Raw genomic sequence first — 14919 nt, forward strand, 5'->3', positions numbered from 1 at the left:
TCTTTTCTTTAGCACTCCTCTTATTTTGTTTTAAGTGTGAATTAAATTAAATATAATATAGGTTCGGTAATGAATGGTTTCTTCTATCTACTAAATAAAAGTGTTAAACGAAAAATGGAAGATTTTACTTCTATTATTGATTCTAATAATGAAGGTCTAATATATAATTATCAAACTGTAAACAATGAGTTGTTTTTGCAGCTTTTATATGGGTATGAAGAAAAAGATGTATTAGTTAAAGAATCTTTATTTTCAAATCTATGCTTGAATAATAAATTGGTCAATTACAATGAATCTGTAAAGTTACTCAAAGAGTGTAATTTCACACATTCAACCTTTGATGAGAAGCATAAACCAGATGGAGCATATCTATTTAGAAATACTGATGGGTGTATCGACGTTGTAACTGATCCTTTTGGTATTGAAAAAGTCTTCATTTATCAGAATGATGACTATGTCATTTTGACAACTAAGTTAAGGCTTCTATTAGAGATAGCAAATAGGTTGAACGAAAAGCTTACGATTGATTTTTCATCATGTGTATTATATTTATCTGGACGTGAATCTAAGAAACCTCACACTTTTGTTAATGAAGTTAAAATTCTTAAACCATCATCATTGTATAAAATTGAAAATAGCGATGTTAAATTCAAGCGTAAGTATAATTGGTTTTATCAAGAAAATTCGAGTTGTTCTAATGATGACTTTATTCAACAGCTAAGTAATTCAGTTTTTAATTGTCTCACAGATGCGAAGAAGTTGAATATTGTAAATAGTCTTAGTGGTGGTGTTGATAGCCAAACATTATCTCTTGTTCTTAAGGAGATAGGTATTATAGACTGTCTCTCTATGGGATATAAAAATGCAAAAAAATCGAACAATACTGATAACTATGATGAGTCAAGTTTAGCTTTCGATTTTTCACAAAAACATGGTTTACGTTTTAATAAAAAAGTTTTAAGTTTGGAAGAAGCTAAATCTTTTATTAATCCATTGAGACATATGTATGACCTACCAGCACATGACATGACATCATTTTATTTTATGTGTAAGGAAGCAAGAGATTTAAAATTTGATGCTGTTGTTACAGGTATGGGGGGGGATGCTTTTTTTGCATCTAAAAAAAGTAAAATACTAACAGAACATATTTATAATATTAAACCAAGAGCTTTGAGGAAAGTAGCTGTAAATATATTGAAAAGATCATTAGGGAATCGAGGCGGTATTAAAGTATTAGATAGTGAAAGAAGATTATCAAAAGGAAGTGATAGTTTTACAGAACTGGTTCTTCTATCTAATTCATCGGGCACCCTAAGAGATCTTGAAAAGATATCTACATTAGATATTAACTCTCATATAGAGAGTAATATAAAGTCTCGTTCAAGTGATTTTGATTCGGATTTATCTGCTTATAATTCTCATCAGAAGCGTCACCTAATCGCTGTCGCGGATAACCCTGACGAATATCATTCCTACCAGGCTGCCTCTTTAAATAATATTAGAATGATTGCTCCATTTATACGGAGGGATTTTGTCTCTATCGCTTATGGTAATATTAACCTTCTTTCAAAAGGTGGGCGAGAATTACAAAAACGGATATTTGCTAATAAAGATGATTACGTTTTAAATGCAAAGAAATCTGGCTTTTCTGCGCCATATGATACATTAATTAATGATATAGGCCATAAGGCCGTATTAAATATGATTGACGAAAAAATATTCAGACTATTTAAAATTGATTTTGATGATAGTGAATTTGACATCAACAAATCAAGGATGCTTGTAAAGCTAGTAAGATTGTCTGATTATTGTAAAGATTTTAATTTAGAAATATGTACCAATGAAAACTAATTTAATCTCAATTTTCTTTAATACATTCATATATAGAGCTTTTACAATATTCTTTCTCTTTATAAATGGTGTACTACTTGCGAGAGTATTGGGTCCTGAGGTTTTAGGGATATATGTTTTCAGTATCTCATTAAAGAGATTATTTTCAGTTTTTCTAAGCTTTGGTACTGGAATCGGACTGACATACTTTTCATCTAAGGTAGAAGATAGAAAAATAAATCTTAAGTCATTTTTAATTATAAGTTTAACTTTTTCAATATTACCTACATTTGCAATACTGTGTTCATATAAGTTCTTGAGCGTTAATGAGTTTCAATTATTCTTGATAGCTCTAAGTACTTTTTGTTTCTGCTTGTCAGAGTTTAACTTGAAAGTTGCAAGAGGTGTGGGAGGGTATAAAATTGTAAATTTGTTGGAATTGTTTTCTAGCTTTTTATTTTTTGTACTAATTTCACCTTTATTGTTTGTTGATTTGCCAGTTAATTTATTATCAATCATATTAATAGCTCTTTTATCTTCTGAGGTTTTTGTATTAATATTTGGTTTTCATAAAACTAGAAAATTCTATTCATTACCAAGTGGTTTTGTCTTTTCTTTTGGAAAACTTATTAATTATTCACGATGGAATTATTTAAGTAATGCTATTAATATGAGTGTAAATGAATTGCCTGTAATTATATATAGATACTTAGGCTTTAGTACTGAATTCATCAGTTATCTTTCTAGGTCGCAGTCATTACTTAATTTACCTCGAGGTTTTTTCATTCCGATATCACAGAACCTATTCCATTCTTTTTCAAATGGTTCTGTTAAAAAAAGCAAGGCATATATGATAATAATTTTATCATTTTGCTTCTCAACACTTATAAGTATAATAATCTATTGTCTCAGTGATCTTTTAATAATGAATATCTATGGTCATGAGTATATTTACGCAGCTATATATGTAAGATTATTATCAGTTGGAATGGCTTTTTTACCGGTAACATTGTTAGTTGTTACATGGCTCTCTGCTAGAGGTCAGCCGAGAATTACGACGTTTGTTTCTATAATTAATCTATTATTGTTTGTATCTTTAACATTTATATATTATTTAGTGGGTTACGAAGATTTATCTGTAGTATTAGCGTTGTCCACTCAGCAAGTCATAACATCGGTTTTATATTTCATTATTTTTATACGTTTTAATGATACTTAATTTATTGGATTCAATATGAAAGTTTTATATACTATCTTTACTCATAGTCATGGTAAAGGAGGGCATTATTTTTCTTTTGATACTATTTTAAGATCCCTGTCAAAAAATTTAAATTTTTCCTCTTTAGAAATTGGATGGAATAAATCACCTGTAATTGAACCAGACTATTATGTTCCATATTCACCTCTTAATATATTAAAAACAATCAAGACCATATCAAAAGTTGTTAAGAATGAAGGTATTTCACATATTCATTGCTTTGATTCAAGAGCTTTTTTTATATGTAAAATTGTCGCTATTCGCCATAATATACCAGTATATTTGACCCGATGTGGTGGTCCTAATCCAAAAAAATATTATCCTATTTTTTCAAATATTTTTTGTTTTTCAAAAGAAAATGCAGATTACTTTTTAGCTTCTCGAAGAAATATAAAAGTAAACTTGATTCCTAATCGCTGCGAAAAATTATATACAAGTAATGTTAAATTAAACATTGATAATGATATATCTTTTATCAGCATAGCACGTATAGGTCATGAATATTTCAATAAACATGCAAAGTCAATTCAGCTTATTAGAAAGCTATCATTGCTTGGTATAAAACCTGTTTTATACATAGTCGGAACAGTTGAAGACCAAAGTAAATTAAAAGAATTAGAGGCTTTAGCATTTGACCTGCCGGTTTTTTTTCTTACAGAAGATAAATATACAAGAAAAGCTTCTGACTTAATTGGTAACTTCAATTATGTAATTGGGACTGGCCGCGGATGCATGGAGGCAATGTCTCTTGGCAAAGTTGTTTTATGTGTTAGTAATGATATGAGTTTACCATTTATAGTAAAAACTGATAACTTTCATATATGTCTCGACAATAACTTTTCCTTAAGAATACCTCGAATTACAACTGATGACTCTAATATAGCTGATATTGAAAATGTAATTAATACTCCTGAAGTTTACGAAAAACTATCTAATAATAACAAACAGTTTTTTGCTGATTATTTTGATGTTGATGAGTGTTACTCACATTATGTTAAAGTTTATGAAAATGAAACAGGTGTTGATAAGCTTAATATATCTATTATCTGGGATTTGTTTTTAAGTTATCTACACAGTTCTTATTATTATCTAAAACTTAGAAAATGATACTCTCAATTTATATAATGGTTTAAAGTCATGTTTTACACTTTGTTTTGTTTATTTTCTTGCTCTTGCTTTTTCTACTTAGCAGGAGTCTTTTCATATAGCCCAGTGTATTTCATGGTGCCTATGTTGTCAGTTTTTATAGTAATGATGCTTATTTATAAAAATGATCGACTGAAGGTTGATGCTATTTCATTTTTGTTGTTAGGTATAGTTTTATTCTTATCTGTTTTTACATTTGATTGGTCAGATTATAGATATACGGTTAATTTTATTTTAAGTATAGTTACTTTTTTTATTGTCCAACAAATGATTAACAAGTTAGACTTTGAACAAGTTATTAAGGTTATTAAGGTTACTATAGTTTTCTTTATTATAATTTCTTCTATTGACACTATATATCGTTACTTATTCCCTGGTGAACTTAGAGTTGATCCAGACTACGCTCGTGAAGTTGGTATTGCATTTTATCAATACAAATACTCCAGTATTATGTTTGGTGACTCAAACATGGTTGGTATTCTTGCTGTCATGATGTTTGGTTTAACTTTATATCTTCGTGATGTATTAAAGTTAAATATAAGCTATATATACTCTTTTATTTTGGCAATGATTACGATTTTGTCCTTATCTAGGGCTAGTATAATAGCTATGTTAGCCTTGGTTTTTTTCATATACTTCAGGAAGAATAGTTATATGAAGATAATAGTACCATTGGCTTTCATTGTTATAATACCTTCTTTAGGTTTTATGATGACTGGTGGAAGTTTAGCTTCAAAGTTTTCTTTATGGGACAATGCTCTAACTTATTTATTGGAACGTGATTCTTTAATTTTATACCTATTTGGTATTGGTTTCGGGAATAGTCCCGTTGAAATAGGTCGTGCAGCTCATAATCTATTTTTAATTTATCTTTTCGAAGGTGGATTAATTACCTTTTTGATAATGTGCCTGTTTTATATTTATCTGTTAGCGAAGAACTTTAATGTTTATTATAGTTTGCTTCCGATGTTGATAAACTCTATGGCTGTGGCGATTTATGCTGGAGCCCCTCCTATAATGTATATTATAGGATTTATCTTCTTTTTAGAGTCAAAAAGAAAAGCATTTAAAGATTATTATCTATGACTAAAGTATTAATTGTTACATCAGAATTAATTTCTTCTGGACCGAATAATGTTATTAAATCCTTAGTAAAGGGTTTATCAAAAAAAAATATAGAAACTTATTTAACGTCTTTAAGAATTGGTGGAGATTCAAAATTTATTAAATCATTATCTCTTCCTATTGAACGTGTTTTTTCTCAAGAGGGGAATATATCACTTATTCACCTCTTTATGATATTAAGAAAGGTGAGACCTGATATTGTCAATAGTCATGGAATACGATCTGATTTGTTTTTATTATTGCTAGCTCCTTTTTTTAATCTTAAGGTTGTTAGTACTATTCATAATGTACCAAATGAAGATTATCTTTTTAGATATGGGAAAATAGTTGGCACATTAATGCTTTTCATTCACTCACTTGTTTTTAAATCAAAGAGAATTCATAAAGTTGCTGTTTCACAGCATGTAAAAAATAATCTTATACGTTTGGGTGGAGTGAATATTTCTGTAGTTTATAATGGGGTTATAATAGATGATTTCTCTATAAAAAAAGCAGATCTTTCGGATACTTTGTGCAAACAATATGGATTTAGAAAAAATAGTACGAAAGTAATATTTTGTGGTCATTTAACGCCATTAAAGGATCCTTTAATTGTAGCTAACTCAGCAAATAGTTTTCCAAATTTTGACTTTATATTTCTAGGTTCAGGTCCTTTGTCTCATGATTTAACTAACATTGGTGATAATGTTTTTCCTATTGGTAGAGTTAACAATGTTAGTGATTTTTTATCAATTTCTGATGTTTATGTTATGCCGTCACATACTGAAGGAATGCCTATGGCATTAATTGAAGCGATGCTGATGGATTTACCAGTATTGTCTTCGGATATACCAATTTTTATTGAATTGTCTAAAATAAGAAATATCCAACTTGTAAATTTTAAAGTTAAAAACACAAATGACTTTTGTTCTAATTTAAATAAAATATCTACAAATTACAATTGTGGAAATAGAGATATTGCGATGCAATATTTTTCTGCTGATGCTATGGCTGTAAATTATCTAAAGGTATTTGAAAATGTCTGCTAAAGTTGCTGTTGCTATGTCTGTTTATAAGTCAGATTCGCAAGAATTTTTGACAATGTCTCTTGAAAGTATTTTGACGCAGAATTATGAAAATATAGATATTTATATTGAAGTTGATGGGCCAGTATCAACTGAATTAAGTAAAACAATTTTGAAATATTCAGATAACCAGAAAGTATATATTGAGTTTCATGATGAAAATCGTGGGCTGGCTACAAGATTAAATAATATCATTGAGAAGTGTTTATCTAAAGGAGATTACACTTATCTTGCTAGAATGGATGCAGATGATATTTCTCTACCACATCGTATTCAAACACAAGTTGATTTTCTGAATCATAATGAAAAAGTTGCTGTTGTTGGCAGCGACATTATCGAAGTTGATTCAAAAGGTAATGATCTTTTTTATAAAAAAATGCTTACATCACATAATGATATTAAGAATATGGTTATAAAGAAATGTCCATTTAATCATCCTACAGTTATGTTTAGAATGAATATTTTCAATGATAAAAAAATCAGATACAAAGAAAGGCTAAAAAACACTCAAGATTACTATCTTTGGATTGACTTATTATATTATGGTTTTATCTTCGCAAATATTAACCAACCACTTCTTAAATTTAGAGTTGATGAAAATTTTCATTCAAGAAGAGGGGTTGATAAAGCTATTAATGACTTGAAGTCTAGAATCTATGCTTTTAAAATGTTAGATGTTAATAATACATCTAATTTCATTCATACTTTAGCTCTCTTTTTTCTTAGGCTTTCACCAAGCTTTATAAAGAAATTTGCATATAATTTCCTTAGATAATTTAATTTAAATGGTTTAAATATATGAAATACTTAGTTACTGGCGCTGCAGGTTTTATTGGAAGTCGTGTTGCAGAACTGTTAGCTCATAATGGTCATCATGTTGTTGGTATCGATAATATCAATGATTATTATGATGTATCTTTAAAGTTAGCTCGTCTTGAAAAAATAAAATCTTATAATTTCAAATTTATTAAATTGGATCTCTCTAAATCTGATTTATTAAATGATTTGTTCAATGAACATAAATTTGATCGTGTAATACACTTAGGTGCTCAAGCCGGTGTTCGCTATTCAATTGAAAACCCAATGGCTTATGCTGATTCAAATTTAATTGGCCATTTAAACATTCTTGAAGCTTGTCGAAATAATAATATACAACACTTAGTATACGCTTCTTCTAGTTCCGTATATGGTTTAAATTCTAAGACTCCATTTGAAACCTCTGACTCAGTCGATCACCCTGTTTCTCTCTATGCCGCGACGAAAAAATCAAACGAATTGATGAGTCATTCATACTCACATTTGTATGGAACCCCTACTACTGGGTTGCGCTTCTTTACGGTCTATGGCCCATGGGGCCGTCCAGATATGGCTCCATTTATCTTCACTAAGAAGATTTTAGATGGTGAAACCATTGATATTAACAACAATGGTGATATGTGGCGTGACTTCACTTACATCGATGATATTGTCGAAGGTGTAGTCCGCATTGCAGACGTTATACCAACTCGAAACGAAGAATGGACCGTTGAGTCAGGCACACCTGCGACCAGTTCTGCCCCATATGCCGTTTATAACATTGGTCATGGTAGCCCGATAAACCTGATGGAATTTATCCACGAAATTGAATCTGCTTTAGGTATTGAAGCCAAGAAAAACTTCCGTGAGATGCAGCCTGGTGACGTATATCAGACTTATGCTGATACATCAGACCTTTTTGAAGCAACAGGGTATAAGCCTCAAGTTGGTGTGAGGGAAGGCGTTCAGAAGTTCGTTCAGTGGTACAAAGAGTTTTATAGCAAATAATTCTATATTTTAATTTAAGAGATAAAAATGAAAGTTGCAGTTGCCGGTACAGGCTATGTTGGTCTGTCAAATGCTGTGCTATTAGCTCAGCACCATGAAGTTATCGCTGTTGATATTATTGAAGAAAAAGTCAACATGCTAAACGATCGTGTTTCTCCGATCGTTGATGAAGAGATTACAGAATATCTAAATAATAAAGAACTTAACCTTATAGCTACTTTAGATAAGCAGCTTGCTTATCAAGATGCAGAGTTTGTAATTATCGCAACCCCAACTGACTATGATGCGGTTAACCATTACTTTAATACCTCTTCTGTTGAAGCCGTGATTAAAGATGTGATGGCAATTAACCCAAATGCGGTTATGGTGATTAAATCAACCATACCTGTTGGTTACACTAAGCAGATTAAACAGCAGTTTGGTTGTGAAAATATTATTTTTTCACCTGAGTTCTTGCGTGAAGGCCGTGCTTTATTTGATAACCTTCACCCATCTCGCATTATTGTTGGTGAGCAAAGCGAGCGCGCAAAGACTTTTGCTGGCTTGTTAGTTGAAGGTGCAATTAAAGAAGATATCGAAGTTCTGTTTACTGATTCTACTGAAGCAGAAGCCGTTAAGTTGTTCTCCAACACATACCTTGCTATGCGTGTTGCTTACTTTAACGAGCTTGATTCTTACGCTGAATCTCATGGCTTGGACGCACGTCAGATTATTGAAGGCGTTGGTTTAGACCCTCGTATTGGCAATCACTATAATAACCCATCATTTGGTTACGGTGGTTACTGCCTACCAAAAGATACAAAGCAGCTTCGAGCAAACTATGAAGAAGTTCCGAACTGCTTGATTGGTGCTATCGTTGATGCAAATACAACGCGTAAAGATTTTGTTGCTGATTCAATTATTAGTCGCAAACCTAAAACTGTGGGTGTTTACCGCCTTATCATGAAGTCTGGTTCTGACAACTTCCGAGCGTCAAGTATCCAAGGCATTATGAAGCGCATCAAGGCGAAGGGTATTGAGGTTGTGGTCTACGAGCCAGTGCTTGAGGAAAAAGAGTTCTTCCATTCAGCAGTAATTGACGACCTTGAGCAATTCAAAACAATGTCGGATGTGATTGTGTCTAACCGCATGGCAGAAGAACTTGCTGACGTAGCAGATAAAGTTTACACACGTGATCTTTTTGGTAGCGATTAATTTATTAGTTGTTTCCATTTCAATAGTTTGGTCTATTTGCACGATTAACGACTTCAGATTTTGTCGTTAAAAGACGCCTTCTTAATCAAAGCTGGCTTAACCCTGAGCCAATTGTGAGACAGTTTGTCCTTCGATTTGGCTGTCTTAATACTGTCTTACAATGCCATTATCATGAACCGGTAGGTTTTGCTTACCGGCTTTTTAATATGCATAGATACATTGGTATTGTGGACCTATCTCTATAGAGCGACAGGTACGTTAACTCTATTAAGGAATATGATGAAAAAAATTACAAAAGCCGTCATTCCCGTGGCGGGGCTAGGCACGCGTATGCTTCCAGCAACTAAAGCGATTCCAAAGGAAATGCTGCCGTTGGTGGATAAACCGCTTATTCAGTACATCGTTAAAGAGTGTGTTTCTGCCGGCATCAAAGAAATTGTACTGGTCACTCACTCATCCAAGAATGCGATCGAAAACCACTTCGATACCTCTTACGAGCTGGAAGCGACGCTGGAAAAACGTGTTAAGCGTCAGCTGCTTGATGAAGTGCAGTCTATTTGTCCGCCAGATGTTACTATTATGCATGTACGTCAAGGTCATGCTAAAGGGTTGGGGCATGCTGTACTTTGTGCCAAGCCTCTTGTTGGTGATGCGCCGTTTGCTGTTGTTCTGCCTGATGTCGTTCTTGACGAATACACAGCTGATCAATCTACCGAAAACTTGGCCGCAATGGTGAAACGCTTTGAAGAATCTTCTGCTTCTCAGATCATGGTTGAACCTGTGCCAATGGCCGATGTGTCAAAATACGGTGTTGTAGATTGTGAAGGTGCTGAACTTGAAGGCGGCCAATCTCATGCAATGAAAGCAATGGTTGAAAAGCCTGCAGCCGAAGATGCGCCATCAAACCTAGCGGTTGTTGGCCGTTATGTGCTTTCTTCGAAAATTTGGGACAAATTGGCGATTACTCCTCCTGGTGCTGGTGATGAGATACAGCTAACCGATGCGATTGATATGCTAATGGCTGAAGAGACCGTTGAAGCGTTTCATATGACCGGCAAATCCCATGACTGTGGCGATAAGCTAGGTTATTTGAAGGCCTTTGTTGAGTATGGCCTTCGTCATGGTGCCTTAGGTGAAGACTTTAACACCTATCTAGAGTCACTCTTTAAGAGTGGTGATAATTTAAAGTTGGTGAGTTAAAATCTGCTTGCAACTAATTATTACTGAAAACTACCCGTTGATTGTTCAATTAAATAAGAATTAATGATGACAACTACCGCATTTATTTTTGTCTTTATCTTGTCGTTTTGCAGCCTATTTATATTCCGCAAGGTGGCAAAGCGAATTGGTTTGGTGGATAAACCCAATGCAAGGAAATTGCACCAAGGTGTGATCCCTCTAGTTGGGGGGATTTCTGTTGTATCGACGATTGTGATTAGCTTCCTGTTGTTTTTGCCGATCTCAAATAATCTGATTTTATTCTTAAGCTGTGCCGTGATCTTGGTGGTCTTGGGTGCGCTTGATGATTTCTTTGATCTTAGCTTTAAGATCCGCCTTGTGGTCCAGGCGTTGATATCTCTTGCTATGATCTACATTGGAGAACATAGTCTTCATAACCTCGGTTACCTGATGGGAAGTGATACCATCATGCTTTCTCCGCTTTTAAGTGGTGTTATCACAGTCTTAGGTGTGATTGGTGCTATTAATGCGTTTAACATGGTTGATGGTATTGATGGCCTGCTCGGTGGCTTGGCGTCAGTCACGTTTGGGGCGTTGGGAGGTGTGTTTTACTTCTCTGGTAATACTTACCTAGCAACAGTATGTTTGTTGATTGTGACGGCACTTATCCCTTACATCATGTTGAACTTGGGTATCCCTCTAGGTCGCCGCTTTAAGGTCTTTATGGGTGATGCTGGTAGTATGTTCATCGGCTTTGCTGTGGTATGGATGTTGATTCGTGGTTCACAAGAAGCGGGAGCTTATGCCTTCCAACCCGTAACGGCATTGTGGCTGATAGCTATTCCACTTATGGATATGGTCACGATTATGATCCGCCGTATCCGTAAAGGTCACTCGCCATTTAAGCCTGATCGTGAGCATTTACACCATATCTGTCAGCGCATTGGCTTCTCATCGCGTCAGTCATTGGTATTGATTTGTAGCTTGGCAACCATTATGGCCGCTATTGGTATATGGGCTGATTTGAATGATGTACGCGAGTCGGTGATGTTCATTGCTTTCTTATGTACCTTCGGTGTGTATTTCTTCGTAATTAGCTATATTTGGCGTATTACGACGTTTATTCACAAGTTGTTTGGCACCAATAAGCCAATTGACTTCAATATGGAAGCCACTCAAGCCAACGTTGAAAAATAATTCGAAATAATATTTTTGCGGTAGTTTTAACTTTTGAATGCTGTGACTTTTAAAAAGTCGCAGCATTTTTTTATTTGGAGTTTTAAATGAATTTTAGTGCTGTCATTTTAGCCGCGGGTAAAGGGACCCGGATGTACTCAAACCTGCCAAAGGTATTACATACCCTTGCCGGTAAGCCTATGGTTACCCATGTGATGGATGCTTGTCGTGAACTCGATGCTAACCAGTTGCACCTTGTATATGGCCACGGTGGTGACATGATGCAATCGGTGCTGACTAATCAAAATGCTAACTGGGTGCTTCAAGCTGAGCAACTTGGAACTGGACATGCTGTTGATCAAGCATCCTCACACTTCTCTGATGATGAGAAGGTGTTGGTGTTATATGGTGATGTACCATTGATTAGCTCGGAGACGTTGAACAACTTGCTTGAAGCGCAGCCGACTGGTGGCATTGCCTTGTTGACCGTCGTGTTGGATGACCCAACAGGCTATGGTCGCATTATTCGTAAAAACGGCCCTGTGGTTGCCATTGTTGAGCAAAAAGATGCCTCTGAAGAGCAGAAGCAAATTAATGAAGTCAATACCGGTGTGTTAGTGGCAACGGGTAAAGACTTGAAGCGATGGCTTTCAATGCTCAGCAATGATAACGCACAGGGTGAGTACTATCTGACAGATATTATTTCCCTCGCTCACGATGAAGGGCGGGCGATTGAGGCGGTACATCCAGTCGATGCGATTGAAGTTGAAGGGGTTAATAACCGTGTTCAACTGGCAAAACTTGAGCGTGCCTATCAAGAAAAGCAAGCTGAAAAGTTACTGGTACAAGGTGTGATGCTTAAAGACCCAAGTCGGTTTGACTTGCGTGGCCAACTGCAGTGTGGAACTGATGTTGATATTGATATCAATGTGGTAATTGAAGGTAATGTCACTCTGGGCAATAACGTTATCGTAGGTGCCGGTTCGATTCTGAAGAATTGCGCTATTGCTGATAATACGTTGGTCCGTCCGTATAGTGTTATTGAAGATACGATCATTGGTGAGGCGTGTACCGTCGGTCCATTCAGTCGACTTCGTCCTGGCACTGAGCTTAAAAATGATGCCCACGTTGGTAACTTTGTTGAAACCAAGAAAGTAACGTTGGGCCAAGGCTCTAAAGCGAACCACCTGACTTACCTAGGCGATGCTGAAATCGGTGAGCGAGTGAACATTGGTGCCGGTACGATTACTTGCAACTATGATGGTGCCAATAAATTTAAGACAACCATTGGCGACGATGTTTTTGTTGGTTCAGATAGCCAGTTGATCGCCCCGGTAGCCATAGCTAATGGCGCGACCATCGGTGCGGGTTCGACGGTAAATAAGAATGTTGGTGAAAACGAGTTGGTGATCACCCGTGTCGCACCGAAGGTTAAAAATGACTGGCAGCGTCCAGTAAAAATCAAATAACACGATAGAAACGACTCGCTAGAAATTTATCAGTTAGAACGCTTGCTCACTCATAAAGCTACTCACTAGCAATCATTATTCAAGAGCAAGGCTATCCAACGTAAGAATACTTCATACATACAGAAAAATAATTCAGAGATACAAACGAATGACTAGAAAATATTTCGGCACTGATGGTGTGCGCGGCAAAGTGGGTGAGTACCCAATTACCCCTGATTTTGCACTGAAGCTTGGCTGGGCTGCAGGTCGTGTTCTCTCTCGCCAGGGCACCAAGAAAGTGATCATTGGTAAAGATACCCGTATTTCAGGCTATATGCTTGAGTCTGCGCTAGAAGCAGGTCTGTCGGCGGCAGGGATCAACGCTATCTTGACCGGGCCTATCCCAACCCCAGCGGTGGCGTATCTAACTAAAACATTCCGTGCGGAAGCCGGTATTGTGATTAGTGCTTCTCATAACCCATATTACGATAATGGTATTAAGTTCTTCTCGGAAAGTGGTGAGAAACTGCCGGATGAGGTTGAGCTGGCGATTGAAGCTGAGCTTGATAAAGACATCGAATGCGTATCGTCTGATTTGTTGGGTAAAGCGCGTCGTATGGACGATGCGGCTGGCCGTTACATTGAGTTTTGTAAGGGCACCTTTCCGTCAGCACTATCATTGGCGGGCATGAAGATTGTGGTCGACTGTGCCAATGGTGCGGCATACCACATTGCTCCGTCGGTATTCAGTGAGTTGGGTGCTGAAGTCATCGCGATTGGTAACAAGCCAAACGGCTTGAATATCAATGACAAGTGCGGTGCCACATCAATGGCGCTTATTCAAAAGGCTGTTGTTGAACATAAAGCTGACTTGGGTATTGCCCTTGATGGTGATAGCGACCGTATCATGATGGTCGACAGTAAAGGTAACGAAGCCGATGGTGACCAAATCCTTTTTGTTCTAGCTAAGCAAGCATTGATTGATGGTCAGCTGAAAGGTGGCGTAGTAGGTACTTTGATGTCCAACATGGGCCTTGAAGTGGCGCTGGCTAAACTGGGTATTCCGTTTGTCCGTGCTAACGTGGGTGACCGCTATGTGATGGAGCAGTTGCTTGAGCGCAACTGGTGGCTAGGTGGTGAGAATTCAGGCCATGTCATTTGTCGTAACTTGGTGACCACTGGTGATGCGATTGTTGCAGCATTGCAAGTATTGGCAGTCATTCAGCGCAGCGGTAATACATTAGATACACTGTTGGCAGGTATGCCAATGATGCCGCAGGTGCTGATCAATGTTCGCTTCAGTGGCGACAACCAGCCGCTTGAATCTGAGCTGGTGAAAAACGCCGTGATTAAAGCCGAGAACGCGATGGAAGTGGGTACTGACACACCGAAAGGCCGTATCTTGCTGCGTAAGTCTGGTACCGAGCCTCTAATCCGAGTGATGGTTGAAGCAGAATCGGCAGATATGGCACAGCAGTGGGCGGAGCATATTGCCGAGGCTGTGAAGGCAGCTTAATTCGAAAGTTATATATTTTTTGAAGGGCGATATTCCTTAGGTGTATCGCCCTTTTTGCGTTTAAGGTTCATAAATTTTTTGGGCTTTTGGTCATGGCTGAAAGTAAGCGCGTCATAAACCCCACATTCAATTAAGCTTTCCCGAAACGTATGATTTTGTTTTCATTCAAATGGAGACAGC

12 protein-coding genes are annotated in these 14919 nt (G+C 36.3%); all 12 read left to right on the forward strand.

Annotated elements, in window-relative coordinates:
- Nucleotides 1-114: 114 nt before the first annotated feature.
- The 12 genes from NHN17_RS18485 (at nucleotide 115) to glmM (ending at nucleotide 14739) form a co-directional block, all read left to right on the forward strand.
- Nucleotides 115-1851, forward strand: a complete 1737-nt coding sequence (locus NHN17_RS18485) for an asparagine synthase-related protein (RefSeq protein ID WP_255044109.1) — start codon at nucleotides 115-117, stop codon at nucleotides 1849-1851.
- A complete protein-coding gene (locus NHN17_RS18490; protein WP_255044110.1) occupies nucleotides 1841-3049 on the forward strand; it encodes a lipopolysaccharide biosynthesis protein in 1209 nt (402 codons plus the stop codon). The genes NHN17_RS18485 and NHN17_RS18490 overlap by 11 nt, the downstream gene beginning before the upstream one ends.
- A 15-nt stretch (nucleotides 3050-3064) precedes the next feature.
- Nucleotides 3065-4195 (forward strand): glycosyltransferase, encoded by a 1131-nt coding sequence (locus tag NHN17_RS18495; protein ID WP_255044111.1) that lies wholly within the window; start codon nucleotides 3065-3067, stop codon nucleotides 4193-4195.
- Between the two features lie 123 nt (nucleotides 4196-4318).
- Nucleotides 4319-5320, forward strand: a complete 1002-nt coding sequence (locus NHN17_RS18500; protein ID WP_255044112.1) for an O-antigen ligase family protein — start codon at nucleotides 4319-4321, stop codon at nucleotides 5318-5320.
- Nucleotides 5317-6387, forward strand: a complete 1071-nt coding sequence (locus NHN17_RS18505) for a glycosyltransferase family 4 protein (RefSeq protein ID WP_255044113.1) — start codon at nucleotides 5317-5319, stop codon at nucleotides 6385-6387. Before NHN17_RS18500 ends, NHN17_RS18505 begins: the two co-directional genes overlap by 4 nt.
- Nucleotides 6377-7198, forward strand: coding sequence for a glycosyltransferase (locus tag NHN17_RS18510; RefSeq protein WP_255044114.1), 822 nt, complete (start codon nucleotides 6377-6379; stop codon nucleotides 7196-7198). The genes NHN17_RS18505 and NHN17_RS18510 overlap by 11 nt, the downstream gene beginning before the upstream one ends.
- Nucleotides 7199-7221: 23 nt before the next feature.
- Nucleotides 7222-8226 (forward strand): NAD-dependent epimerase, encoded by a 1005-nt coding sequence (locus NHN17_RS18515; protein ID WP_255044115.1) that lies wholly within the window; start codon nucleotides 7222-7224, stop codon nucleotides 8224-8226.
- Between the two features lie 27 nt (nucleotides 8227-8253).
- Nucleotides 8254-9420 carry a nucleotide sugar dehydrogenase gene (locus NHN17_RS18520; RefSeq protein WP_255044116.1) on the forward strand — a complete coding sequence of 389 codons (1167 nt, stop codon included), beginning with the start codon at nucleotides 8254-8256 and terminating at the stop codon, nucleotides 9418-9420.
- Between the two features lie 279 nt (nucleotides 9421-9699).
- Nucleotides 9700-10620 (forward strand): UTP--glucose-1-phosphate uridylyltransferase GalU, encoded by a 921-nt coding sequence (gene galU / locus NHN17_RS18525; RefSeq protein WP_255044117.1) that lies wholly within the window; start codon nucleotides 9700-9702, stop codon nucleotides 10618-10620.
- Nucleotides 10621-10686: 66 nt separating this feature from the next.
- A complete protein-coding gene (gene wecA / locus NHN17_RS18530) occupies nucleotides 10687-11796 on the forward strand; it encodes a UDP-N-acetylglucosamine--undecaprenyl-phosphate N-acetylglucosaminephosphotransferase (RefSeq protein WP_255044122.1) in 1110 nt (369 codons plus the stop codon).
- Between the two features lie 86 nt (nucleotides 11797-11882).
- Nucleotides 11883-13244: a bifunctional UDP-N-acetylglucosamine diphosphorylase/glucosamine-1-phosphate N-acetyltransferase GlmU gene (gene glmU, locus NHN17_RS18535; RefSeq protein ID WP_255044118.1), complete on the forward strand. Its 1362-nt coding sequence runs from the start codon at nucleotides 11883-11885 to the stop codon at nucleotides 13242-13244.
- A 148-nt stretch (nucleotides 13245-13392) separates the two neighbouring features.
- On the forward strand, nucleotides 13393-14739 hold the full coding sequence (glmM, locus tag NHN17_RS18540; protein ID WP_255044119.1) for a phosphoglucosamine mutase: 1347 nt from the start codon (nucleotides 13393-13395) through the stop codon (nucleotides 14737-14739).
- Nucleotides 14740-14919: the final 180 nt, after the last annotated feature.

Origin of the sequence: Photobacterium pectinilyticum (assembly GCF_024357955.1) — a bacterium.
Taxonomy (GTDB): Bacteria; Pseudomonadota; Gammaproteobacteria; order Enterobacterales; family Vibrionaceae; genus Photobacterium; species Photobacterium pectinilyticum.

What these genes read in the sequence shown, in the direction of transcription:
- NHN17_RS18485 (WP_255044109.1), top strand. Translation starts at nt 115, where the DNA reads ATGGAAGATTTTACTTCTATTATTGATTCTAATAATGAAGGTCTAATA.
- NHN17_RS18490 (WP_255044110.1), top strand. Translation starts at nt 1,841, where the DNA reads ATGAAAACTAATTTAATCTCAATTTTCTTTAATACATTCATATATAGA.
- NHN17_RS18495 (WP_255044111.1), top strand. Translation starts at nt 3,065, where the DNA reads ATGAAAGTTTTATATACTATCTTTACTCATAGTCATGGTAAAGGAGGG.
- NHN17_RS18500 (WP_255044112.1), top strand. Translation starts at nt 4,319, where the DNA reads ATGTTGTCAGTTTTTATAGTAATGATGCTTATTTATAAAAATGATCGA.
- NHN17_RS18505 (WP_255044113.1), top strand. Translation starts at nt 5,317, where the DNA reads ATGACTAAAGTATTAATTGTTACATCAGAATTAATTTCTTCTGGACCG.
- NHN17_RS18510 (WP_255044114.1), top strand. Translation starts at nt 6,377, where the DNA reads ATGTCTGCTAAAGTTGCTGTTGCTATGTCTGTTTATAAGTCAGATTCG.
- NHN17_RS18515 (WP_255044115.1), top strand. Translation starts at nt 7,222, where the DNA reads ATGAAATACTTAGTTACTGGCGCTGCAGGTTTTATTGGAAGTCGTGTT.
- NHN17_RS18520 (WP_255044116.1), top strand. Translation starts at nt 8,254, where the DNA reads ATGAAAGTTGCAGTTGCCGGTACAGGCTATGTTGGTCTGTCAAATGCT.
- galU (WP_255044117.1), top strand. Translation starts at nt 9,700, where the DNA reads ATGAAAAAAATTACAAAAGCCGTCATTCCCGTGGCGGGGCTAGGCACG.
- wecA (WP_255044122.1), top strand. Translation starts at nt 10,687, where the DNA reads ATGACAACTACCGCATTTATTTTTGTCTTTATCTTGTCGTTTTGCAGC.
- glmU (WP_255044118.1), top strand. Translation starts at nt 11,883, where the DNA reads ATGAATTTTAGTGCTGTCATTTTAGCCGCGGGTAAAGGGACCCGGATG.
- glmM (WP_255044119.1), top strand. Translation starts at nt 13,393, where the DNA reads ATGACTAGAAAATATTTCGGCACTGATGGTGTGCGCGGCAAAGTGGGT.